21 protein-coding genes and 1 tRNA gene are annotated in these 22,615 nt (G+C 46.9%); 5 read left to right on the top strand and 17 right to left on the bottom strand.

Features of this window, described 5'->3' with window-relative positions:
* Positions 1-68 precede the first annotated feature (68 nt).
* Together cobM and lgt are read right to left on the bottom strand one after the other, a co-directional pair.
* On the bottom strand, positions 69-884 hold the full coding sequence (gene cobM / locus H6F68_RS23835) for a precorrin-4 C(11)-methyltransferase (protein ID WP_190562815.1): 816 nt from the start codon (positions 882-884) through the stop codon (positions 69-71).
* Between the two features lie 298 nt (positions 885-1,182).
* On the bottom strand, positions 1,183-2,103 hold the full coding sequence (gene lgt, locus H6F68_RS23840; protein WP_199300266.1) for a prolipoprotein diacylglyceryl transferase: 921 nt from the start codon (positions 2,101-2,103) through the stop codon (positions 1,183-1,185).
* A 306-nt stretch (positions 2,104-2,409) separates the two neighbouring features.
* Here lgt and rlmN point away from each other — a divergent pair, with 306 nt between their 5' ends.
* Positions 2,410-3,522, top strand: a complete 1,113-nt coding sequence (gene rlmN, locus H6F68_RS23845; protein ID WP_399315068.1) for a 23S rRNA (adenine(2503)-C(2))-methyltransferase RlmN — start codon at positions 2,410-2,412, stop codon at positions 3,520-3,522.
* Between the two features lie 53 nt (positions 3,523-3,575).
* Here rlmN and H6F68_RS23850 read toward each other — a convergent pair whose 3' ends face one another.
* Entirely contained in the window at positions 3,576-3,764 is a 189-nt protein-coding gene (locus tag H6F68_RS23850) for a replication restart DNA helicase PriA (RefSeq protein WP_190438540.1), read from the bottom strand.
* A gap of 926 nt (positions 3,765-4,690) precedes the next feature.
* Complete coding sequence (gene uvrC, locus H6F68_RS23855; RefSeq protein ID WP_190562817.1) at positions 4,691-6,574, bottom strand: excinuclease ABC subunit UvrC; 1,884 nt, start codon at positions 6,572-6,574, stop codon at positions 4,691-4,693.
* A gap of 199 nt (positions 6,575-6,773) precedes the next feature.
* Between uvrC and H6F68_RS23860 the strand changes: the two genes are divergently transcribed.
* Complete coding sequence (locus H6F68_RS23860) at positions 6,774-6,953, top strand: hypothetical protein (RefSeq protein WP_190438544.1); 180 nt, start codon at positions 6,774-6,776, stop codon at positions 6,951-6,953.
* Between the two features lie 23 nt (positions 6,954-6,976).
* Here H6F68_RS23860 and H6F68_RS23865 read toward each other — a convergent pair whose 3' ends face one another.
* The 7 genes from H6F68_RS23865 to H6F68_RS23895 all read right to left on the bottom strand — a co-directional run bounded on the left by H6F68_RS23865 (position 6,977) and on the right by H6F68_RS23895 (position 14,909).
* Positions 6,977-7,384 carry a response regulator gene (locus H6F68_RS23865; protein ID WP_190562819.1) on the bottom strand — a complete coding sequence of 136 codons (408 nt, stop codon included), beginning with the start codon at positions 7,382-7,384 and terminating at the stop codon, positions 6,977-6,979.
* Between the two features lie 331 nt (positions 7,385-7,715).
* Positions 7,716-8,687, bottom strand: coding sequence for an NF038130 family PEP-CTERM protein (locus tag H6F68_RS23870; RefSeq protein ID WP_190562821.1), 972 nt, complete (start codon positions 8,685-8,687; stop codon positions 7,716-7,718).
* Positions 8,688-9,176: 489 nt separating this feature from the next.
* Positions 9,177-11,243 carry an Ig-like domain-containing protein gene (locus tag H6F68_RS23875; RefSeq protein ID WP_190562823.1) on the bottom strand — a complete coding sequence of 689 codons (2,067 nt, stop codon included), beginning with the start codon at positions 11,241-11,243 and terminating at the stop codon, positions 9,177-9,179.
* Between the two features lie 265 nt (positions 11,244-11,508).
* Complete coding sequence (locus H6F68_RS23880) at positions 11,509-12,681, bottom strand: LL-diaminopimelate aminotransferase (RefSeq protein WP_190562825.1); 1,173 nt, start codon at positions 12,679-12,681, stop codon at positions 11,509-11,511.
* A 123-nt stretch (positions 12,682-12,804) separates the two neighbouring features.
* Positions 12,805-13,140: a co-chaperone YbbN gene (locus H6F68_RS23885; RefSeq protein WP_190562827.1), complete on the bottom strand. Its 336-nt coding sequence runs from the start codon at positions 13,138-13,140 to the stop codon at positions 12,805-12,807.
* A gap of 249 nt (positions 13,141-13,389) precedes the next feature.
* A complete protein-coding gene (locus tag H6F68_RS23890; RefSeq protein WP_190438564.1) occupies positions 13,390-14,163 on the bottom strand; it encodes a PspA/IM30 family protein in 774 nt (257 codons plus the stop codon).
* Between the two features lie 359 nt (positions 14,164-14,522).
* A complete protein-coding gene (locus H6F68_RS23895; protein WP_190562829.1) occupies positions 14,523-14,909 on the bottom strand; it encodes a nuclear transport factor 2 family protein in 387 nt (128 codons plus the stop codon).
* Positions 14,910-15,068: 159 nt separating this feature from the next.
* Here H6F68_RS23895 and H6F68_RS23900 point away from each other — a divergent pair, with 159 nt between their 5' ends.
* Positions 15,069-15,596 carry a hypothetical protein gene (locus H6F68_RS23900; RefSeq protein WP_190562831.1) on the top strand — a complete coding sequence of 176 codons (528 nt, stop codon included), beginning with the start codon at positions 15,069-15,071 and terminating at the stop codon, positions 15,594-15,596.
* A 36-nt stretch (positions 15,597-15,632) separates the two neighbouring features.
* Here the strand turns inward: H6F68_RS23900 and H6F68_RS23905 are convergent, their stop codons facing one another.
* Positions 15,633-16,046, bottom strand: a complete 414-nt coding sequence (locus H6F68_RS23905; RefSeq protein WP_190562834.1) for a response regulator transcription factor — start codon at positions 16,044-16,046, stop codon at positions 15,633-15,635.
* 104 nt (positions 16,047-16,150) lie between these two features.
* Positions 16,151-16,684: a cyclic pyranopterin monophosphate synthase MoaC gene (moaC, locus tag H6F68_RS23910; protein WP_190562836.1), complete on the bottom strand. Its 534-nt coding sequence runs from the start codon at positions 16,682-16,684 to the stop codon at positions 16,151-16,153.
* Between the two features lie 34 nt (positions 16,685-16,718).
* Here moaC and H6F68_RS23915 point away from each other — a divergent pair.
* A tRNA-Arg gene (locus tag H6F68_RS23915) sits at positions 16,719-16,792 on the top strand.
* A gap of 29 nt (positions 16,793-16,821) precedes the next feature.
* On the opposite strand, the gene H6F68_RS23920 is transcribed toward H6F68_RS23915, so the two are convergent.
* Positions 16,822-18,075, bottom strand: coding sequence for an MFS transporter (locus H6F68_RS23920; RefSeq protein ID WP_190562838.1), 1,254 nt, complete (start codon positions 18,073-18,075; stop codon positions 16,822-16,824).
* 247 nt (positions 18,076-18,322) lie between these two features.
* Entirely contained in the window at positions 18,323-18,523 is a 201-nt protein-coding gene (locus tag H6F68_RS23925) for a hypothetical protein (RefSeq protein WP_190562840.1), read from the bottom strand.
* Between the two features lie 124 nt (positions 18,524-18,647).
* Here H6F68_RS23925 and H6F68_RS23930 point away from each other — a divergent pair, with 124 nt between their 5' ends.
* Entirely contained in the window at positions 18,648-19,541 is an 894-nt protein-coding gene (locus H6F68_RS23930) for an alpha/beta fold hydrolase (RefSeq protein ID WP_242065624.1), read from the top strand.
* A gap of 40 nt (positions 19,542-19,581) precedes the next feature.
* Here the strand turns inward: H6F68_RS23930 and H6F68_RS28745 are convergent, their stop codons facing one another.
* Both H6F68_RS28745 and H6F68_RS23940 read right to left on the bottom strand, forming a co-directional pair.
* Positions 19,582-19,887, bottom strand: a complete 306-nt coding sequence (locus H6F68_RS28745; protein WP_206755555.1) for a hypothetical protein — start codon at positions 19,885-19,887, stop codon at positions 19,582-19,584.
* Positions 19,888-20,392: 505 nt separating this feature from the next.
* Positions 20,393-22,132, bottom strand: coding sequence for an iron uptake porin (locus tag H6F68_RS23940; RefSeq protein WP_190562850.1), 1,740 nt, complete (start codon positions 22,130-22,132; stop codon positions 20,393-20,395).
* Positions 22,133-22,615: the final 483 nt, after the last annotated feature.

Consider the following 22,615-nt stretch of genomic DNA (forward strand, 5'->3'; position numbering starts at 1 on the left):
TACATCGCTCAGTGTATTACAGACTCACGAGAGGAAAACCACAGCTCAGTTCTAATCTGACTAGAATCCTACTGGCGGAAGAGATGATCGTGCTCTGGATGGTAGAGCCGCGATCGCGCCTGAGTTGCTGTTAGAGCAGGACTAATCACATAGAGCGTAGTCCGGATCAAGTTCTCCTGTTGCGTCACCGTAGCCATTTCACTCAGCGGCACCACCCGAATTTTTTCATCAGGCCAACCGATGCGGAAACAAATTGCCACCGGGGTATCTGCGGCATAATGCTCCATCAACTTCGCCTGAGATGCTTCCACATGACGAGCGCTGAGGTAGAGACAAAGACTCGCCTTGTGTGCCGCCAAACCCGCTAACTCCTCCGCCTCCGGCACCTCGGTACGACCACTAATCCGAGTCAAGATAATTGTCTGTACCAACCCTGGCACCGTTAGCTCCACTTGCAGCTTCGCCGCCGCCGCCTGAAACGCACTAATTCCAGGAATCACCTCAAAAGGCACTTCCGCCTCCGCCAAAGCCTGCATCTGCTCATGCACTGCTCCATACAAACTTGGGTCCCCTGAATGCAACCGCACCACCGACTTTTGCGATTGCACCCGCTCCACCATCAGCGGCAAAATTTCTTCCAGCGTCTTATTAGCTGTGCGAATCAACTCTGCATCAGCTCTCACACCCTGCAAAATTTGTCGAGGTACCAAAGAATCCGCAAACAAAATCACATCCGCTTGCGCCAACAACCTTTGCGCCTTAATCGTCAGCAACTCCGGATCACCCGGACCCGCCCCGACAATGTAAACGGCAGGCACTAGACCAGATTTATCCTGGGTTTCAGGGAGTTGGCTGACAACAGAATTAATATCAAACGTAGTCATAAATCTTGATTCAGTCTTTAGTTGTAGAGGAGTCAGTCTAGAGCCTCCCCGTACGTGAAGTTACCTCTGGAGGGGGTCTGAGGGACGACTGCGTCCCTCAGCGGGGGTTTGGGGACAGGTGCCCTCAAGCTCTTGGTTCTAAAAGCGTAACCGTAAAGACTTGATAAAGCGATCGCTCCAGAATTCAAACTATCCGGATTGGCTACTGTGCCGTTGGATTATGGAATGGTAGATGCACCCTGATTTAACCCTGGAAGCCATTCAGCTTCTGGGGTTTTTCTTATTTAAATTTCCAAGTTTAAGGAAGATGATCCGATTCTTGACGCAACTTCGGCTCTGTTTCCTGAGCAGCCACCACATCCGGTAAAGGGCGACGAAGTCGGTAGAGCCAAAATAAACCAGCAAGACCGATGCTGATTTCCACCAAACTAATAATTTGAGCAATTCGAAGCGGGCCAATCATTAAGCTGTCTGTGCGCAGCCCTTCAATCCAGAACCGACCCAAGCTGTAACTGACCAAATAAACTAAAAACAGTGTCCCCACCTTCAACGCAGGTTTCCCTCGTAGCCCCCGAAAAAACAAGGTGATGAGAATCCCAAACACCATAAAGTTCCACAGAGACTCATAGAAAAAAGTGGGATGAAAATAAGCCACATTCTCATACCCTATAGGACGCTGTTCGGGAGGGATAAATAACTTCCAGGGCAAATTCGTAGGCCGCCCAAACGCCTCTGAATTAAAGAAATTGCCCCACCGCCCGATCGCCTGTCCCAAAATCAAAGATGGTGCGACTAAATCTGCTAATTGCCAAAACGAAACTCGTTTGATCTTGGCGAAAATTAGGCTGGCAACCAAACCGCCCAGAATAGCGCCATGAATCGCAATGCCTCCTTTCCAAATGGCAATGATATCTTCTGGTCGTTGAGCATATTCTTGCCACTGAAACAGTACGTAATACAGCCGAGCAGAGGGGATGGCAGCGACAACTAACCAAATAATTAGGTCGCCAATCAAATCGGGATCAACTCGGCGACGCGTCGCCAAAGCTTGGGACAAGCTGACCCCAATCAGCACAGCCGAGGCAATTAAGAGGCCATACCAACGAATAGTGAGAGGTCCCAACTCAACTAATATGGGGCCTGGAGACTTGAACTCAAAGGCCATAAGCCCATAGCAGCCACTCCAGAGATGGGACAAAATCGGCAGATCCAACGGCATGAGACTTTAGGATTCAGCTACAAACTTGATTTTATCTGCCTGAGTGCAGAATCCAAGTTGGACTGCAACTTCTCTAGCCTGGAATTCTGACTGCAAGAAGCCTGAATTAAAAGCGCTGTCCAAGGTTGCACGGGCCAATTGAGCTAGAATAAAAATCCCTAGACCAGCTAATTCACCTACATGGCAGCGGAAGAATGTAGTTGCGTGAGTTAGCACCGAGAGGCCAAAGTTCTACAATAAAAAGTTTGTCAGAATCGCAACTGCAATTGTTGACAACGCTAGTCGCTCCTGAAATTGAGAAAACGCATGGATAGAATTTACTCCGCTCAACCTGTGGCACAGGCTATCACTGTTGGTCAATCAGGAACTGCGACTCCGATGCCATCTGTAGTAGTTTCACCCCCCCTGCTAGGTGCTTCCGTGGCGGAGCTAACGGAGTGGGTGAAACAACAGCAACAGCCTGCTTATCGAGGGCAGCAGTTACACCAATGGATTTACCAAAAAGGCGTGCGATCGCTGGACGAGATTTCAGTCTTCTCCAAGCAATGGCGTTCCACGGTCGCTGATGTGCCTATAGGGCGCTCGACGTTGCATTACCGAGCCGCCGCCCCTGATGGCACCGTCAAGTTTCTACTGCGGCTGGCTGATGGTCAAATTATTGAAACCGTAGGCATCCCCACGGAAAAGCGTCTGACTGTTTGTGTGTCTTCTCAGGTCGGCTGTCCGATGGGTTGCGACTTCTGCGCTACAGGTAAAGGTGGTTTCCTCCGTAATCTGGAGCGACACGAAATTGTCGATCAAGTTTTGACAGTTCAAGAAGACTTTCAACAACGAGTCAGCAACATCGTGTTCATGGGCATGGGCGAACCTTTGCTCAATGTAGACAATGTGCTGGGTGCGGTGCGATCGCTGAACGAGGATGTGGGCATTGGTAAACGAGCCATGACCATCTCAACCGTAGGCATTCCGGGTCGCATTCGGCGTTTAGCAGCACACCAGCTACAAACCACTTTGGCCGTGAGCTTGCATGCCTCTAATCAAGCAGTCAGAGAGCAGCTAATTCCAAGTGCGAGACAGTATCCTCTGCAAGACTTGCTGGCTGAGTGCCGTGAGTATGTGCAGCTAACTGGGCGACGGGTCACGTTTGAATACATCTTGTTGGGTGGGTTAAATGACTGCCCAGAACATGCGGTGGAACTGGCGGAACATCTACGAGGTTTTCAAAGCCACGTCAACTTAATTCCTTATAACCCGATTAGTGAAGTAGATTATCAACGCCCTAGCCCACAGCGGATTCAGGCTTTCCTCAATGGCTTAAAACAGCATCATATTGCTGCGAGTGTGCGGCGATCGCGGGGTTTGGAAGCAGATGCCGCTTGCGGTCAATTGCGGGCAAAAAAAGTAGGAGCGATCGCTTAAGGTCACTCCTACCGTGCTGCTGCGATTGCGGTGCGGCAATCGCAAGTGCAAATCTAATGACGGGCGTAGATGCCAGGAGCATACGCTTCGATTACTTTGCCTGTGATTGTGCAAGTAATCATTAAATAATCACAAGTTTGGCATTGGGTTCGAGTCAAATGATCATCTGAAAGATGATGACGTTCGGCATGACTACCACAATTAGGGCAACGAACAACTTGTAAGGTTTCTAGAACACGCATTTTAATACTCTCGCAGCTAGCTCAACAATTAGGAGGGATTAAGGGCAAGGTTCACGAATTAAATTCGTAATTCTAAGATTTTCGAAACAAAATGTATCGAAGCTTACTAAATTAATCTGAGATTAAAAGTGCAGAAGTCATCGTCTCCTGACTCTTCTATTATGTTGGCATTTATGCAGATCGGCAATCAAGCTTTAGTTAGATTTTAGATTTCAGAGCTTGGGGATCGCCTACAGAGAGAGCGATCCCCGCAATACTGCTATTAGCTAAAAGCGCTGTTGATTTGGGACTGCTCGATACTAACTTCTTCGATGATTACAGAGTTCTCTAAACAATTCTGCGAATTTTTTATGAGATTTTACTTATGTTTATGAACTTTCTTAATGAGTTTACTGAGCGTTGGATAATATTTTATTGGAGAATAATAGAAGCAATTGTTACTAAAACTACAAAATGTTTCCTAGTTAAACTCCTCCACGTTCCGTCATAATTCAAGCAGCATAATGCATTGAGCTTTTATAAGTCTTTTGGTGTCGTCTACGCAGAGCAAAGCTGTTCCTCAATCTTGCTGCCAAGGGCAGTAAAACTACAAACTGCATTGCCAGGAAGATCCAAGCATTTTGTCATGATTTCTTGCTATAGAAAATGAACACAAGTTTTCTGGGTCAGCACAAATGTTTAACCTCTAAATCGCAAGATTTGAAGGCAAACTCAAAAGAATATATTGATCCTGACTTTATCTAACCCTTCAAAGCGATCGCGTCAAATAAAGCTATTACCAATCATTAAAACTAAATTAAGAAAATGGTTCTTCCTTAAGAAGGATTTAGGCAACGATCAGCAATTTGGCTACGTAGTGACAACTTAAGCAGAGCTAGACCTTACTCTAGTTCGGTCAGGTTTATTTAACCCGTCTTGCTAGAAAACTAGGGCTGCGGATGAAAGTAGTCGTAGATTTTCTGAGCTATCTGAGGGCCAATCCCAGAAACATTTGTGAGTTGTTCCGGGGTCGCTTCCCGAATGTAGTCAACTGAGCGAAAAGCAGCTAACAGTTCTTTTTGGCGATGATGCCCTAGCCCAGGAATATCTTCTAAGCAAGAGCGGCGCATGCGATCGCTGCGTTGCTGGCGATGGAAACTAACGGCGAAGCGGTGAGCCTCATCCCGAAGACGACGCAACAGTTGGACTCCGGGTTGTTCTGCTTCTGTGGTTAAAGGCAAAGACTCCCCTGGCAAAAAGATTTCTTCTCGCTTTTTCGCTAAACTGACCACGCGCAACTCTTCTAATAAATTCAGCTCCCGCAGTACGCTAACTACAGCCGAGAGTTGGCCTTTGCCGCCATCAATCATGACTAAATCGGGCCAATCTGAATTGCCTACCCTTGGCAACTGCGGATCAGTGGCATATTTACGAAACCGCCGCCGAATCACTTCTGCCATGCTGGCAAAGTCATCCGAGTGCCCTGTGGTCACAGTAGGATTCTTGATTTTGTAGTGCCGATAGTGCTGTTTGGCAGGTATACCGTCTACAAACACGACCTGAGAAGCGACAGCGTCGGAACCTTGAATATGCGAAATGTCATAACCTTCAATCCGTCGCGGCATGTCAGGCAGATCTAACACTTCGGCTAGATCTAACATCGCTTGAGCATTGCGATCGGCAAAGCGCTGAGTTCGGGCTAACTCGTACTCCGCGTTGCGCTCTACCATTTCAACTAGCTCAGCTTTGGTTTGGCGCTGCGGCGCGACAATTGTAACTTTGCGTCCTTTGCGATCGCTTAGGAACTCGGCGAGCATGTCGCTTTCTGGTAGTTCGTGCTGCACCAGAATTTCTGCGGGAATCTCGACTGCATCTACCGTTTGGTAATGCTCCTCCAATACTCGCTCTAGAATCGCACCTGGTTCTCCCGATTGAGCATCGGCGACAAAGCCTAATCGTCCTACTAATCTACCAGCGCGAATTTGAAACAGTTGAATGCAAGCATGCTGCTCATCTGCGGCCAACGCGATCGCATCGCGAGAAATGGTGTCATCGGGGAGCGCTACTTTTTGCTCTGCACCTAAAGACTTCAAGCCATTAATCTGGTCACGGAGGCGAGCCGCCTGCTCGAAGTTCAAAGCCTCGGCAGCTTGATCCATTTGCACCATTAAGGTGTCAACCAGTTCCCCGGTACGCCCTTGAAAGACCATCGCGACTTTCTGTACAATTTTGCGATAATCTTCGCCCGAAATCATTTGCTGACAAACGCCTGGGCAACGACCAATATCGAAATTAAGGCAGGGACGATCCTTAAACAGAGGTTGGGGACGCTGCCGCAAGGGAAAGATCCGCTTCACAATATGCAGGGTGCTGCGGAGCAAATGAGTATCGACGTAGGGACCGTAAAACCGATCTCTTTCATTACCCAACCGTCGCTTGCGAGTAATAAAGATGCGGGGGTAATCCTCTGACCAGGTAATGCAGAGATAAGGATATTTTTTGTCATCTTTAAGCAGCACATTGAAATGTGGTTGATGCTGCTTAATTAAGTTCGCTTCTAGCGCTAAGGCTTCAGCTTCTGTGTCTGTGACAATAAACTCAATTTCTGCAACCTGTCGCACCATCAACGCGATGCGAGGGCTGAGTGACTGTAAATCACGGAAATAAGAGCGCACCCGCGATCGCAGCTTTTTCGACTTACCAATATAGAGAATGCGATCGCTCACATCCCGCATGTAGTAAACCCCAGGCTCTGCTGGAATCTCTTTCAATCGAGTTTCGAGGCGCTCAGGCTCTTTCAGCAGTGGCAAAACTTGAGAGGATAGGGTCACAGGCCAAATTAGAAAAATAAACGAACTGAAAACTATAGAATCTTGAGCTTCAACCCATAGGGTGTCCGAGAAGTGTGGCCCTATACCTTTATTTTAGAACAGCTAGAAATCTTAAGCGAATTAACGGATTCTCTCTTCTCTCCGTAATTGCTATGGTTGTAAATGTATGTATTAAGACTATTAATTAAGTAGTAAAAGTATGGAAATCGAAGAGTTTGAGTCACAAACTCGCAATGCTATTGATAAAATTCTAAATCAATTGCAAACGGCAACCCTGCTAATTGCAGAGTTGGAATCTCAAATTTCTGAAGCAGGTGCCTCAGTACAAACCTTGAGCCAGCTTGTTGAAACCTTTGTTATAGAACAAAGAGCCAAATAAATCTGGATTTAGCAGAGGAATTTCTATAGGACCGAGTAGGGCAGTTCCTCTCGGATTGCTTGTTTGAGTAGGTTCAGGTTCACTGGTTTGACTAAGTAACGACGAGCCCCTAAACTCAATGCTCGCCGCTGGTCAGACTGAAAAGCAAACGCTGAAACGACAATTACAGGGACTTGGAACTCTTCCCCACGTTGTTGCAGTTGCTCTAAAAGAGTGTATCCATCGATATCTGGTAATTTCAGATCTAAAAGCACAATATGAGGCTGAAATTGAGCGATCGCCGCGAAAAATCCAGCACCTGCGGCCAAAGTTAGTACGGTATAACCGCAGTAATTGAGATAGTCACTCAGCAGTTGCCGATTGGAGTCATTATCCTCAATCAGCAAGATTCGGGCACTGCATTGTCCTAACTCATCTGCATCCTGGCTCATCCTTATAATTCCTTTTGCACAAAGCTACCCAATCTGGAGACCAAATTTTAGTTAGAGACTCTATCAGCTTCTAAGTTAAATTGGTTACATCCAATTTCGCAGCCTATAGTATCTGTCCTGACCCATTAACGCAAGGCTCGACTAACAGCAGCGTTGAACTGATTGCGGCAAGGTTTAACAAGATTAAAGTATTTAAGTGACGTGAGACTTAGTAGCGATAAAAATTATCTGAACATTAAGCGGATATAAACGAAAATTTTCTAGACTCACACCACAACATCAAAACCAGGGAGCGATCGCTCCCTGGTTTTGATTGAATTTGAATTAATAATTAGTTTGAGGCTTGTTTGGTTAGCTTGCGCTTAGCGGCAAACAAGCCACCCAGACTAAATAAGCCCAGTGCTAGTGAAGGCTCAGGAACTGACTCAGGGGTGGACTTTGGTGGTAATTCACCTTGCAACGAGACTTCGTAATTGCCAGTGTGAGAATTTGTACCATCTTTGGAGACGAGCCCAGAGTTAGTCGCCTGATAGCTACGTAAGTACTGGCTCGCTTGTCCGTTGTAGCTAACTTTGACTAGTTCACTGGCCTGAATGGTGCCCGGTAATCCTAATAGCGGGGCAGCATTGAAATGTCCAGCTAAGCCAATCTTAATCAACCCAGTTTGATCGTCTTGATTGACATAAGAGATGTTGGGGTCACTAAATCTTTGCAGCCCACCTGCTAGCAAAAAGGTGCTAAATAGGTTTTGGTTAGGTGCCATCCCGTACTGAGTTAGGGTGGTGTTAAACCAAGTGGTTGCTAAATTGGATGAATTGTAGAGCGAGGCGATCGCCGCAGATTTTTGGATAGCAGGTGTATTAGAACTGAGGGCTGTCTGGAGAGTAGTAACGTTGCTAGCTCCTAGCCAATCTAGAGCGGTTAAGCTGCTGAGGCTGATGTTTTTACCGTTGAGCTGACCATCCAAAGTTTTAACTTCGTTGTAACCCAAAAAATTGTTGAAAGCGGTTAGCTTTTGGGCCAAGGTTGCTCCGGCGCTGGAATAGAGAGAACCTGCTTCACTATTAGAAAATAGTTCGACATTGCCGCCTGGAGCGCTGCTATCACCATCTAATGCTGCCTGTACATTATTGGTTCCGTCTACTACGGTTTGACCGCCAATGACTGTGTAAGTCAGAAAAGATGCATTACCTCCAACTGTTGCATTGATGATAGATGCTGCAAATGCAGGAGCGTTAGCGATCGCACTGACAGTTGCGAACACGGAGGCTCCAACGATTAGGCGTTTAATATTCTTCACCATGTTGTGTGTCTCCACAAGATTTCTAGATAACGTTCGAGCCCTGGAACACCCACTACAGGGGAGGTAGATTTGTGCGATCCAGAGTTAACAAGATCGATAAAACTCTGAGGGGCAATCTACTACTTCGTAGTTTTACTTGAGTATTTTTTGGTATTGAATCAACGCCTAGTCTAGAAAGTTTAAGTACTCAAATAGGTAAAGTTCGCTGAGATTTTGCCTAAGCTTGGATAAAGAATTGCTTGCTCTTTTGATAGCTATCGATCGCTCATCCCCGTAGAAACACAGGTAGCCAGTAGTTTCCCGGAAGCACAGCGTCAGATTAAGGCCATTGCATCCTTGCAAGTACTCAATAATACGCATCCATTAAACGTTCGGCTGCCTGGAATGAGTAATATCAATTCCTGGAAATCAGGCTACAAGTAATTGCTGTAGGGGCGAACGGCCCTTCGCCCTTACGAATATCTGTAAATAGAATTTGGAGAATTGGTATTAGTAGGTAACAACAAACTGATTAACGTTGAGGATTGGCGTGTTAGTTAAGGTGGCGATCGCGACGGCTGAGCCAGCACCTGTGCCATCAGCATCGAAGCTGAGAACCCCAGTGCTGGTGTTGTAGAGGAAATTAGCGCTGGTGCCAAGTGACGTAGGCGCAGCACTACTTACCAAGACTCCTGTGGAAGCGGCAGTAGTACTAAGAGGAATTCCTGCTCGCAAACCACCCCCAAATCCTGCTTCCGAGATATGGAACGTGTCATCAGATGCAAAGTCAGTAATGGTGTCTCTGCCGTGGTTTGGGGCTTTGTAGAGGAAAATATCAGCTCCACCTCCACCCGTGAGTCGATCGCTACCTGCTTCGCCTGCAATTACGTTGGCTGCCGTACCTCCGACAATCACATCGTTGTTGGCTGTGCCTGTATAGATGGGTAAATAGGCGTAGCGGCTAAACAGACCTGTTTGTTCGCTTGTGGTGTAGAACTCTGTATTACTCTCGCCAAAGGCGATCGCTTCTCCTTGGGTTTCGTTAGGCAAAGGGATTTCCATATTCGGCTGCCGCCCAAACAAGCTACTCCATGATTCGCCAGGAGTGCGCTGCCACAGGAAAGCGGTGTTGTATGTACGCAGGATAAAGGCAGTGCGATCGCTACTCAAAGCTGCACTTGTGACTAGGCGATCGCTTAAGGTTGTTCGCTGAGAAACGTCAAATGTGCCAACTAGGGTGAGAGTAGAGCTGTTTGGATTTAAACTGCGACTAAAAATCTTGCTTTGCCCAGTGGTAGGGAATAAATCCTTGGTGATAATTAACAGTTCTTGTCTGTCTGAGTCAAAAATCATAGCCTCGCTATCGAAAGATCCAGCGGGATACCTGATCGGCAGCGTTGCCACCAAGTTCACAGATTGAGCACTCGAACTCGGTTCATTCACAACATAAATTTTTTGATTGGTGCGTGAGCCAGCGCTAAGGTTTTGGTTGTTGCCAATGTCCCCAATAAAGAGGTATCTGCCTCCACCAGGAGCAGGCCCAGCGGTAATCTCTTCCCAATCAGCGTTAGTTGCTCCAGTGAGGTTGACTTGGCCAATGGTTTTGCCCGAGTTGTTGATGGCATAAATTGCCGCAGCACCGCCAGAGTCATTATGGGTCCACCAAAAATTCCCTGATCCTCGCACTAGTCCCGAAGATTCACCAAGAGTAGGAAATTTCCCGGTTGTGTAACCGTAGTAGCCACTGGTCGGTGTAATGGATGACGGAGGGTTGATAGTAATTGCAACTGTGCCTGTCGCCTTGCCACCGTAGCCATCGTCAACAGTGTAGGTGAAGGTATCTACCCCATTGAAATTGGCGTTCGGTGTATACGTCAACGTGCCCTCGCTGTTTTTAGTGACGGTGCCATTTGTGGCTGAGCTAAACCCAGTCAGAGCCAATCGATCTTGGTTTTTATCACTATCGTTTCCTAGCACATTGATCGTGACGGCAGTGTTGGCATTGGTTACAACAGCATCACCATTGGCCAGAGGAGCCGTGTTGATACTGTCACGTCCTTCTAATCGGCCATAGCGGGAGAAGTGGTCAAACCCACTGATAAAAGTGCCCGCTGAAACCGCTCCAGCAACATCTGAGTTGTGAGCTAAGTAAAAACTTTCATTGAACAGAGAACTAGGATTGCGCTGTTCAAACCGCCCATAGCGTAGAAAATGCTCAAATCCGCTGCTCAAGACACCTTGGGCTACTGCCGCAGCAACATCCGTATAAGTCGCTAAATAGAAGTTGTTGTCAAACAAGGAACTAGGATTGCGTTGCTCAGACTGACCAAATTGCAAGAAGTGGTCTAAACCGCTGGGAAAGGCTCCCTGGGCTACTGCCGCAGCAACATCAGGGTAATTTTGCAAATAAAATTGGTTGTCAAACAGAGGGCTAGGATTGCGTTGCTCCCGTTGCCCGAACTGCCTGAAATGCTCTAAGCCACTGGCAAAAAATCCTTGAGCGACAGCGGCGGCGACATCTGTATAAGTGAATAGATAAAACCTTTCGTCGAATAACGTACCAATATCAATGCTCATAAACGTTAGCGAAATACTGGTAATGCAATATCGTGAATGCAAGTGCAGAGCTAACTTTTGAGTTTCTCTGCTTCATTGTTCAGTTTCTAGCTCGTTCACAACACCTTAGTCTAAGTATTACGTACGAGATGATTGGTGAAATTAGTATAGATTTTTACAGGATTTTATGAAGAAGCTATGAAGGTTGGGCCTTAAGTAAAAACCTTCAATCTTAGCTTTCAGTAAATCAACGTAAATAGTTGTGCAGAGTTAAAACCGGAAATCTTCAATGAGCTTCGAGAAATTGAGCAATTCTATCAACCGCAGTCTTCAAAATGGCTGGCTCATGGACTAAGGCGAATCTCACATATCCTTCACCCGACTTACCAAAACCAGCACCGGGAGACGCAGCAACTCCGGTTGCCTCAACCATTTGAGTGCAAAACTCCATTGAATTTTGGCTCCAGCGCTCGGGCAACTTGGCCCAGACATACATAGTTGCTGTAGGCATCGGTACTTGCCAGCCAATGCGGTTGAGAGCGGTTACAAAAGCATCGCGTCGTTGTTGAAAAGTTTCTACAGTGACTTGAATACTTTCTTGAGGGCCTGTGAGAGCAGCGATCGCCCCATTCAAAATCCCTCGATATTGGTTGAAGTCTACAGCTGCCTTGACTTGACGCAAAGCTCGAATCAGTTCAGCATTGCCGATCGCGTATCCAATCCGAAATCCACCCATGTTGTAGGACTTGGAAAGGGTAAAAAATTCAATAGATACGCTCTTGTCTGGGTCAGCTTGTAGGACGGAGGGCAAAGCTGTGCCATCAAACACGAGGTCAGCGTAAGGAAAATCGTGCACCAAAACTAAATTGTGCTGTTGGCAGAAGGCAACCGCTTCTTGGAAAAACGAGAGCGGGGCGATCGCGGCAGTGGGGTTATGAGGATAGCTCAACACCATCATGCGAGACTGCGCCAAAACTGGGCCTGGAATGTCTGCAAAAATCGGCAAGAAGTTGTTTTCAGCTAGCAGCGGCATGGGATAAATTTGCCCACTAGCTAAATAAACTCCCCCGGCGTGAGAGGGATAACCCGGATCTAACAGCAGCGCAAAGTCTCCGGGATTGAGTACTGCTAAAGGTAAATGAGCTGTGCCTTCTTGCGAACCGACTAAAGGTAAGACTTCGGTTTCTGGATCAACTGCAATGCCAAACTTCTTTTCGTACCAGGTGGCTGCGGCTTGGCGGAAGGCTTGTGTGCCATGAAACAACAAATAGCCGTGGGTGCTTTGGTCTGAAAGAGACACAGCGATCGCCTCAATCACATGCTCCGCTGCGGGTAAGTCGGAGGAGCCAAGCGACAAATCAATCAAGTCTCGGCCTGCGGCTCTGGCTCTAGCTTTTGCCTGATCCATATCAGCAAACACATTAGATTGAAGAGGGGCTAGACGCTTGGCAAATTGCATAATAACTTCGCTCTCAGCAATTGAGATCAATTCGGTTGGCTGGCCACCTAACGGATGATGGCTAAAGGCTCTAGGCGAGCGGCTGAGAGCTACTAATAACCCTACTTTGGCCTCTACTTTGGCCTACTTTGGCAAGTGAGTTTCGAGCAGATCAATCAGCTTTTGCTTGCCAATAGCTCCTTCAATTGAAGCCGCGACTTCCCCATCTTTAAGGAAGATTAGAGCGGGTACTCCCTGCACCTGGTACTTCGCCACGGTTTCAGGATTGGGGTCTATCTCCATTTTGACAACTTTGAGGCGATCGCCGTAGTGAGTCGCTGCCCAATCCATCAACGGAGCCGTGAGTCGGCAAGGACCACACCAAGGAGCCCAAAAGTAGATAACCACAAGCTTGCTCGTTGGCTCAAGAGCGGTTGCCGCAAACTCAGCGTCTGAAATCGTAATTACACTGCCAGTCATGACGTTTGAATTCTAATAATTACTTAATACTTTAAAACGATGCTGACTGGTTAAGAATCAACTCATAAATTCTTGGGAGCAAGTTAGAGTTCTTGCAGGCCTCTCTAAACCCTCTGCCTATCGCCGATGCGCTTTGAATCTCTCGCAGACCAAATTTTTCACAGCTTCTACCCTAGCTCCCCTTCCCTTTAAGGGAAGGGGCTGGGGGTTAAGTCTCATGAGAAGACACAGTAAAAGTGCTAAACACTGTTATAGACTGTCAAGCTGCTTTTTCAGGTCCTCCAATTCAGCATCAACGGCTGCATCTTTGGGTGCGCTCGCTGATGGGCTAGATGCAGGTAGCGTTTTCTGTTCAGGTGAAGCACCACCAATCAACTGAGCCTTCATAGCGGCCAGCTCATCATCTACATCGCTACCAGACTCTAATTGGGCAAATTGGCTTTCTAAGTTAGCGCCTGCCAACTCAGCAACTGCTTGAGAACGAGCCTCCATTTGCAATACCTTTTCTTCCATGCGCTCAAAAGCACCCATAGCACTACCAGTGCTCATATTGCCGACCACATTTTGCAGTTGCTCATTAGCTTTCGCAGCAGCAGCGCGGGCCTTGAGCATGTCTTTCTTAGTCTTCGCTTCCGAAATCTTGCTCTCTAAGCCGATTAAACTACGCTTCAAAGTATCAACCTGACCGTTTTGTTGGTCGAGTTGAGTTTTCAGACTCGTAGCGGTTTCATTGTAGGTTTTACGGCGTAGCAATGCTTCACGAGCTAAGTTCTCATCACCCTTTTGTAGCGCCAATTGAGCGCGTTGCTGCCAGTTATTAGATTCGGTTTGAGCTTGGTTCTGTTGTTGTTGAGTTCGCTTTTGGCTGGCGATCGCACTGGCAACGGCTTGACGCAACTGCACCAAGTCCTCTTGCATGTCCAGAATAGACTGTTCCAGAATCTTCTCTGGATCTTCAGCCTTGCTGACCATGTCGTTGACGTTGGATCTGACTACTCGGCTAATGCGGTCGAATAATCCCATGACTCTATCTTTCCTTTTGGGGTGTATGAGGTGAGCAACGCAGGCTGCTTACCTAAGCCTGCCTGGATTTCAAAGTTTTAGGGTGAATTAAATTGAGGCTATGTCAATAGTCTTAACATATACTAGCTAAATCCTTCCTCCAGCCAGCGCTAGAACGCTTCCTAGTGTTGGTGTGAATGATGGGGGCTACACCAGCAAAGGAATTCATTTGAAAAAGTAAAATCTATCTGCTTCTACTTTTCGAGCGATCGCAATTTGTACTTGAGTAAGTACGTGACAGCCCCATTTTGGCATAAACTCTAGCAGCTCGGAAAAGGGACACGCGGTTCTCAAACATTAGTTACAAGCGTTCATTAAAGCTAGCGAGCTAGAGGGCTGCCGTGATGATGGACCAGATACCATTTCTGGGCCATGCACTCAAAAATATTAGTCGCCATAGATTGAGCCTGGACTCTCTGGTTACCGACTACCTGAAATAGCTTTTCGAGCACTACGACATAGGCGATCGCGCTATTTACCTCAGTAGTAATGATCTCTATCTCAATTTCAAGATAGCTAGTGTTCTTGAAGATTTTCTCCCAAGAGCTACCAATCGCATCCCATCCTCGTAGAGCTAGCCGTCCCGGGTGAATGCAGAGGCTACCTGTCCCTTTGGACCACACTGCCTGCATCGCCTCCATATCTTTTCTTTCAAAAGCTCGGTAGAAGGCTTGATTAGCTGCTAGTACTGCTTGCTCGTCACTCATACAATACGTCACCCTTGTCGTTTTATAGCAATGTCATGAACTGATTACTTAACAACGAGATTAAAAAATTAGTTAAGTTGCAACGCAAACCAACAAACGAACTAGAAACTAAGATTAGAATCAAGCAAAGCTATCCATTTCTTAACCCAGCTTAGGCTTGTGACTGTTAAACGATTTCTTCGCCAAGCGACCCTAACTCGTCGCTCCCATTTAACTGTTTTTATCCTTTCAGACGAAGCGGCTGCTTTTCAAGCTTATCGGCTCTTGCAATCGCATGGAATTTCTCCCGAGCATTTAGCGATCGTTGGTAAGGGCTATAGCAGTCCTGAGCGGGTTGGGCTTCTAAAACCCATGCAGATTGCTACTCGTAAAGCGCAAGCTTTGGCAGTTTTTGCTGGAACAGTCGGCTCGGCAATTAGTTTTATTGGAGCTCTATTTATTCACTTTGGCTTAGGCTTTCCCCTTCATGCCAACCTAGTACTTATGATCGTAGCGGGCGGTGTTGTAAGTGGTTTTTGCGGGGCTGTAGCGGGAGCGCTGTTAGGGTTTCTAGGAGAAGGCAGTACCTCTGGAATTTACCGCCACTACCTAAGCCAAGGACGCTATCTCTTAATGATGGAAGGTCCCGAAAAGCTAGTACGTCGGGGGCAAGAAGTATTAAGTTATTACTCTACTTCCAAGCCCTAATCAATGGCTAGATCTAGGACGCTGGCCACAACTTGACTACTCAAGCCCTGAAGCTAGATGAATAGGAAACTTTTGGTCTGTAAGAAGTTGTTTAACTGCACTCAAAATAAATTCTAGTCCCGCATCCTTAGCAATAAAGAAATCTGCTTCTGGGCAAAGTTGCTTGCCTAATGCCAAATTATTTTTGCTAATAAATGCAGTAGCAAGAACCAGAATCGGTGGCTGACTTAAGTTTTGCTTGAGCTGCTGAATAATACTGCAACCATCAATATTTTTTTGGTATTGAGTTGGTGGAATGGAAAAATCCACAATAATCAGGTCATATTGAGAAGCTTTAGGAATTAACTCACTGAAAGAGTGAAAAACAGAGACTTCAAAAGTACCTCTAAAGAAGCGCTGAATTAAAAAACACCAGTGCTCATCGTCATCTAGTATGGCAATTTTGTTCATTTATAATATTTTTTGAGAAAACTAATTAGGCTTTTTCTATAGCATCATCCTCTAGGCGAAGCAGTGTCAATAATCTGTAGTTTTTGTTTAGGATTTGGTTCTAGTTAAGATGCGTCTGTTGCTTTTGCTTGGTAGTTGCCTGACTTACCACCAGTCTTACTGAGCAAGCGAATTGACTCAATTTGCATTGATTTTTCTAGAGCTTTAGCCATGTCATAGAGGGTTAAAGCTGTGATTGAGACGGCTGTCAAAGCTTCCATCTCTACGCCTGTTTCGGCTTTGGTTTTCACTTCTGCCCGAATTTGATAGCCCGGTAAATGATGGTCTGGAGTGAGCCAAACTTCTACTTTATGCAGCGGTAAAGGGTGACAAAGAGGAATCAATTGTGCGGTTTGCTTGGCGGCCATGATTCCAGCCAACCTAGCTGTGCTAACCACATCCCCTTTAGGTGCATTACCCGCTTGGATCGCTGCCAGCGTCTCTGGGCGCATGCGGACTTGGCCCACCGCGATCGCTTGACGGATGGTTGACTCCTTAGCAGAAACATCTACCATCTGGGCTTGCCCTGCTGAGTCTAAATGGCTCAATGGCTGGCTAGTAGCTGAATTCGGGCTTTCAGGAAAAATTTGTTGTGTCATTTGATTTAGGTGTGCTAATATGAATTCTTGTCGGGGGCTTGTAGCTCAGTGGACTAGAGCACGTGGCTACGGACCACGGTGTCGGGGGTTCGAATCCCTCCTAGCCCGTCAAAAAGGGTAGGCTTAGTGCCTGCCCTTTAACTTTTTTGAGGCGTTTGATTAACTGCATACAGATCGCGACCTCGCCCGGAAGCGAACTTGAGTGAGTAAGCTAGGTCTTTGCTAGATTGAGTGATAAAAACTAGCAGCCCTACAAACGAGAGAATAGCGCAGAAGCCAAACAAGCTGCGGTACCCTACTTGCTCCGCTACAGAGCCAAAAATGGGACCAGCGATCGCGATACCTACATCAAAACCACTCACACATAGCGCTAAAATTTTAGCGCGCTCTTGCGGTTGGGAGCGATCGGCCATCAACGCCACCATCATAGGAATTAGCGTGCCTGCTCCAGCCCCTTCCAGCAAACCTGCAATCAAGAAAGCTTCAGCACTGCGGGCGGTCCACAACAGCAGCATTGCGAGTGAATAAAAGGTAAGGCTGAGGCTGATAAATAGTCCTCGCCCATAGCGATCGGAAGCTCGACCTGTCAGGAGACGAATGCCAAAGCTGGCGATCGCAGCGGCTGTGTAAAAGAATCCCGCGTTCAGGTCAACTTTAGCTTCAGCAATGTATAAGGGCACAAAGGTACTCAGAGTCCCAAATGCTAAGCCGATTAATAGCATTACCAGAGCAGGAATGCGAATTCGGGGACTGAGTAATAAACGCCAAAACTGATTGGATGGACCACTAGAGCTTGAATCTCCGTTCTCTAGGTGCCGATTGGGTTCACGAACTTGTACTGCGCTCACTAGCCCAATCAAACCCAACAAGGCAGATAAGAGAAATAAAGGAATATATCCTACCGCTGCTTGGAGTAACCCACCTATTGCAGGTCCAATCGCGACCCCAATTGGGTTAACCAAACTCATGTACCCAACTAACTCACCACGATTTTTCTCTGGTGAAAGATCAACGGTTAAGGCACTGTAGGCCGTACCAAAAGCGGCAATGCTGACACCGTGGAAAGCTCGAACTGCGATCAGCAATGGGATGGAATGAATAAACAAATAGCCCAAGGGAGCGATCGCCACAACTGTCATGCCAATCAGCAAAACGATCTTGCGACTGCGGTTATCGGCTAAATTTCCTAACCAAGCCCGCGACAATAGCAAGCCAATTGCAAAGGCCCCCATCACAATGCCAATTTGTTGGCTACTCCCACCAATTTCTTGTACGTAGAGGGGTAAGGTTGGCAGCAAAGAAGCCAAACTGCACCAAAATAGCAGTCCGGTGGCAAACAAAACTAATAAGTTGCGACGAGGCTCAGGCGCTAAATCTGTAAAAGCTTTCAAAATATAGTTCCTTCTACCAATCCTTCTATCAACCTGTAGTTGCCCACGCTGGACACATAGCAACAATTCTTCCCCTATGATGTGGAAGTTTGTTACATTCTGTCATCTACACTACAGATTGATTTCTGGAATTTCGCGATGGGCGATCGCTTGGAAGCAAGGCTAATTAGAGGCCCGATAAAAGAAAAAATCAGAGCTTTCGGCCCTGATTAATCCAGATGTATGGAGTTTTTAGAGAATGGCAAAGTTATGAAGCTTGGCGAGAAATGATCTTCTCGATAGTAGCCTGTGTCTGCTGGAGCAACTGTTCTCTGCTATCGGAAGCTTGAATCAGCGGTGGGATCAAGTTGCGAGCTTGTAACGTCATGTGAAGCTGGAGGTGAGCGACGTACTCGCTAAAGTCTTCGCGAGCGGAATAATTCAGTGACTGATGTGAATGCGACTCCAAAGTGTTCTCCTTACCCTTACTCTGCGCCGTCAATCGACCATCAAAGAAGTTATCATGCCGTTAAGCTGATCTTTGAGCTCTGCAATGAAGTGTAACGCTTTTCACAATTGTTTATTGAGTTGTGTTGACTGAATTGGAATCTTTGCCTGATCCACGCATCCTAACCATACCCCTACAGTTTGGACAACTTGACACTAGTTCCCAGCCAGCAGCCTATTTGGAAATGGGGAGTGGTCCCACACTGGTGCTGTTACATGGGTTTCTAGGCACTGGAGCTTGTTGGCTACCTCTGATGCAGAAACTGCGATCGCACTATCGCTGCATCAGTTTAGACTTGCTTGGCTTTGGCAATTCGGGTAAGCCTGCTATTCGCTACGACATTGCGACAGAAGTAGCTTTTGTACGCCAGGTGGTAGAAGCCCTGAATTTAGGTTCCTGTTATTTCATAGGCCATTCGTTCGGTGGTTGGGTCGCGGCAGCTTATGCCTTGCAGTATCCCGATGCGGTGAATGGTCTCGTCTTAGCAGCAGCAGCCGGAATTCGAGACGATAGTTTTTGTGGCCGCTATGACCATTTGCGCCCGTTATTATGGCCTGTCCCAGTGGTTGATTGGGGCCTACATTTGGTTAAACCGTTAGCGGGATTATTGGGTCAGCGGGCGGCGATCGCCCAACTTAGCTGGTTTCGTCAGGAATTGAAAGCTCAACCTGCGGCTCGTTCCTTTCTACTAGACCGACTGCGACCGGAAGATGCGATTGACACAGTAGAGCAGCAAATCCATCAGTTGCGACTGCCGACGCTAGTAATCACAGGCGATCGCGACGAAACCATTCCCTTGTGGCATAGCCAAACTTATGCCAAACAAATTCCAGGCGCTAAGTTAGCAATTATTCCTGAAGCTGACCATGCTCTGCCCCAAAAATATGCAGATGAAATGGCAGAGTTGATTCTGCAATTTTTCGCCAACCAACCTGATGCCATTTCTTGCCGTTCATCAACTCACCCTAGTTCCAGTTAATTTTCGCCCATGTGGTTTTAGCATCTGCATGACAGCTTCGCTACTGTGCTTTGCAGTAACCATTTAGGTCACTCACAGATCTACTTTCCTCCTGAGCTGCTTTTAGCGCCGTTTGGGTAGCAGCTTGGGCCTTTGCTTGCATTGCTTTGGCTTGTGTACCACCTGTCCCTGTTGGTTGAGTTTGCCGGAGGCTGGCAACTGCGTTGGCAATCTCCCTCGACGATTGGGCTAAAGTTTGATAAATTCTGGCGAAGTTAGCTTGGAATGCTTGCAATTTTGTGTCTTGAACCTTAACCCCTTTAATCTCTTGGCTGAGTCCATCCAAGTTGGTAGCTAACTGATTCATTGCAGCCGGATCGTTACCATTTATCCCCGAACTAGCAAGTGCCTGTCCTTTATTAATAACGTCAATTAACTTGTTGCACTGAACGATCTTGCTCTCTCCACAACTAGTTGCCAAGAGGGCAATTGCAGTAGTGCTTAAAACCATAACTGCCAATCGAAAAAGACGGCGCATCAACACTCTCCTCACAAGCTGGTGAACAAAACATTGCATTCAAAACCGATTCAGTTGCAGGTATCTAGCTCAATCTCCGAAGGGATTTAAGCATTAGCTGATGAGCTAGTCTGTCAAACCTAAGCAATCAATAATCAGGCAATTGAAACTTACCTGAGATGGTGCACCGTAGTCTTAAGACAACCGTAGATTTTTGTCAGTGTCAAGTTACACCATGATTAAGCGATCGCAAATTACTCAAAAAAATAGGAGCATAACAGTTATGCCCCCTGAATAAATACAAGCTCTGGATGCAAAAGCTTTGGTAGTTCTTTTAGATAAGCTCTGAGATTTGTTAGAAAGCAAATGTTGTCCGAATAGTACCGATCACAATGTCGTTATTGGCACTATTATGATCAGGCGCAGTCAGCCAAATAACGCCTGGAGTAATAGAGATATTGTCGTTCACCTGGTACTGGTAGAAAGCTTCTATATGAAGTGAAGTGTCTCGATCTTCCCCAAACGAACCAATAATTCCAGCAGGTAAGCTTGCAGCTAGTGCTGTGGCAGCTGGAGTAGTTCTTATATCAGCACCCACCACTTTGGGCTCCATCCCGACGATGATGCCTGCCAGATTGCCTTCCTTTCCTAAGTCTGGGAAACCAAGCGTTACAGCCCAGTTAACGGTTTCAAAATCACCCCGCTCAAACAGCCCACCTCCAGAGCTGAGTGTGCGATTGAAAGTGTAACCTGCCCAACCACCCAGAACAAATTTGTCGCTTAGTTGCCAAGAAAGTTCAAGGCCGAGGGAGTTGCTAACGATTGGAATGAGTGTCGTTAAACCTTCTAGATTATCGTTGCCACCGAGAGACGATTCCTCAAGTAGACGGCTGATGAAAGCTTGAGGGTTAGCCAGATTACTGCCAGTCCCAGTTTCTCGCTTGTAGGCATGCACAAAGGTTAAACCTACATTCAAGCGATCGCTAGGCTTGAACAAAAGCTGCGCCAGCGCACCATAGGCCCCATCAAATAAACCGCTCTTTTCACTTGGTTCGGCAGCATCACTTGCTAAGTATCCCAAACTTAGCTCTAAGGCATTCCCAAACTCGTGTTTAATGCCTAAGCCTGCCCCTTCAACCAAGTAATAAATTGGGTGCCGAGTTCCAAACGCTGATAAGGCCCCTGTCGCCCCATCACCATCCAAAAAGTTCACAGTACTCGCGAAGTCATCAGCAGCACCGGAATTAGCTGCTAGCACCACTTCAGTGTTCTCACCAAGTGGAAAGCTATACAGAAGCGCATCCAAGCTGACGTCATTATCTGAGTCGCCTGCAAAGGCCAAATCTCCTTCTGGCGTTAATGTTGTGCTTGATAAAGCCTCAAGTCCTTCAGCTTGCAGGCGAGTTCTCAGCAAATCACGACCCGTAAAGCTAGTCTCTAAATTTAGTCGGGTGCGATGACCCAGGGCCGCGCTTCTGTCAACTTCTTCGCCCAATGCGTTATCACCCGCAGCAATACCTGCGATCGCGAAAACCGCCTCCCCTTCAAGCTTAGTCGTCGTCGAGAATTGGTTAGCTTCAATCTCAGCAGTTCTTGCTTCTAATGCATCGACTCGGCCTCGTAGAGTAGCGAGTTCAGCAGAAAACTCTTCTTGAAGGCGCCCTAGGGTGGCTAAATCTTCTTTCCCAACCAGGTCAGCTGTACCTGCTGTAATCAATTCATTCACTCGATCCAGGCAAGCATTCACGCCCGCTGCAAACTCATACCGAATCAGAGCCCGATTGCCCCGATAAGTACCATCAGGATAACCAGCGATACAGCCATAGCGCTCTACTAGAGACTGTAATGCTTGAAAAGCCCAATCAGTAGGTTGAACATCAGACAACTGAGATACAGAAGTCACCTGGTTCAAAGAGTTTCCAACCAATGCATCTACATCTACCTGCTCTTGAGCTAGTTGAGCGGGTAGCGTATTCCCTTTAATCTGGGTGCCTTCCAGAACTTCGTCAGCGATCGCGGAAGTTCCAGTTACTGCCAACAGCCCGAAAACAAACGGAGAAATCAATAAAGAACGACAGAAAGAGATTGCAGTCATTAATATTTCACTCCTCACACCTGATTGTGGTTTGTTAGCTCCCAAATCCATCTAGTAGATTGTTGCTAACTACTTCTGATTAACTAAAGTGAACCTTTTTTCACTCAGATACAATCCCCTACCTCGGCATAAAAGCTGCCTACCTCTACTAAATCAGGCTAGTGAGAATGATAATCAAAATAATGAAAAAATACTTTGTATCCAAAAAGCTAAAAGTTGAAGTAGCGTCTCTCCAAACAACCGTCTGTAGCTCAGGATTTTTTGAAAAATTTCTCGGTCCTTTAGCCCAAAATAGCGCCGTCGAGAGCTATGTTGTCTACCTGCAGAGGCTTCTAATGCCTCGAAAAACTTTTTCCCACCCCTTGACAATCCCGTGTGGACTTCGTTATATTGGCTAAGCGGTCGAGGGAGAAGGGGCGCGAAAGCGCACCGAATCAGTCGGCCCCCGCACCTAGAAAAGAGAATAGTTTGAAAGCCAAGATA

Origin of the sequence: Trichocoleus sp. FACHB-262, from assembly GCF_014696035.1 — a bacterium.
In the GTDB taxonomy this organism is placed as follows: Bacteria; Cyanobacteriota; Cyanobacteriia; order FACHB-46; family FACHB-46; genus Trichocoleus.

Bases quoted from the DNA above. Each gene is read 5' to 3' on its own strand.
- cobM (WP_190562815.1), bottom strand. From the start codon at position 884: ATGACTACGTTTGATATTAATTCTGTTGTCAGCCAACTCCCTGAAACC.
- lgt (WP_199300266.1), bottom strand. From the start codon at position 2,103: ATGCCGTTGGATCTGCCGATTTTGTCCCATCTCTGGAGTGGCTGCTAT.
- rlmN (WP_399315068.1), top strand. From the start codon at position 2,410: ATGGATAGAATTTACTCCGCTCAACCTGTGGCACAGGCTATCACTGTT.
- H6F68_RS23850 (WP_190438540.1), bottom strand. From the start codon at position 3,764: ATGCGTGTTCTAGAAACCTTACAAGTTGTTCGTTGCCCTAATTGTGGT.
- H6F68_RS23860 (WP_190438544.1), top strand. From the start codon at position 6,774: ATGGAAATCGAAGAGTTTGAGTCACAAACTCGCAATGCTATTGATAAA.
- H6F68_RS23865 (WP_190562819.1), bottom strand. From the start codon at position 7,384: ATGAGCCAGGATGCAGATGAGTTAGGACAATGCAGTGCCCGAATCTTG.
- H6F68_RS23870 (WP_190562821.1), bottom strand. From the start codon at position 8,687: ATGGTGAAGAATATTAAACGCCTAATCGTTGGAGCCTCCGTGTTCGCA.
- H6F68_RS23875 (WP_190562823.1), bottom strand. From the start codon at position 11,243: ATGAGCATTGATATTGGTACGTTATTCGACGAAAGGTTTTATCTATTC.
- H6F68_RS23880 (WP_190562825.1), bottom strand. From the start codon at position 12,681: ATGCAATTTGCCAAGCGTCTAGCCCCTCTTCAATCTAATGTGTTTGCT.
- H6F68_RS23885 (WP_190562827.1), bottom strand. From the start codon at position 13,140: ATGACTGGCAGTGTAATTACGATTTCAGACGCTGAGTTTGCGGCAACC.
- H6F68_RS23890 (WP_190438564.1), bottom strand. From the start codon at position 14,163: ATGGGATTATTCGACCGCATTAGCCGAGTAGTCAGATCCAACGTCAAC.
- H6F68_RS23895 (WP_190562829.1), bottom strand. From the start codon at position 14,909: ATGAGTGACGAGCAAGCAGTACTAGCAGCTAATCAAGCCTTCTACCGA.
- H6F68_RS23905 (WP_190562834.1), bottom strand. From the start codon at position 16,046: ATGAACAAAATTGCCATACTAGATGACGATGAGCACTGGTGTTTTTTA.
- moaC (WP_190562836.1), bottom strand. From the start codon at position 16,684: ATGACACAACAAATTTTTCCTGAAAGCCCGAATTCAGCTACTAGCCAG.
- H6F68_RS28745 (WP_206755555.1), bottom strand. From the start codon at position 19,887: ATGAATCAGTTAGCTACCAACTTGGATGGACTCAGCCAAGAGATTAAA.
- H6F68_RS23940 (WP_190562850.1), bottom strand. From the start codon at position 22,132: ATGACTGCAATCTCTTTCTGTCGTTCTTTATTGATTTCTCCGTTTGTT.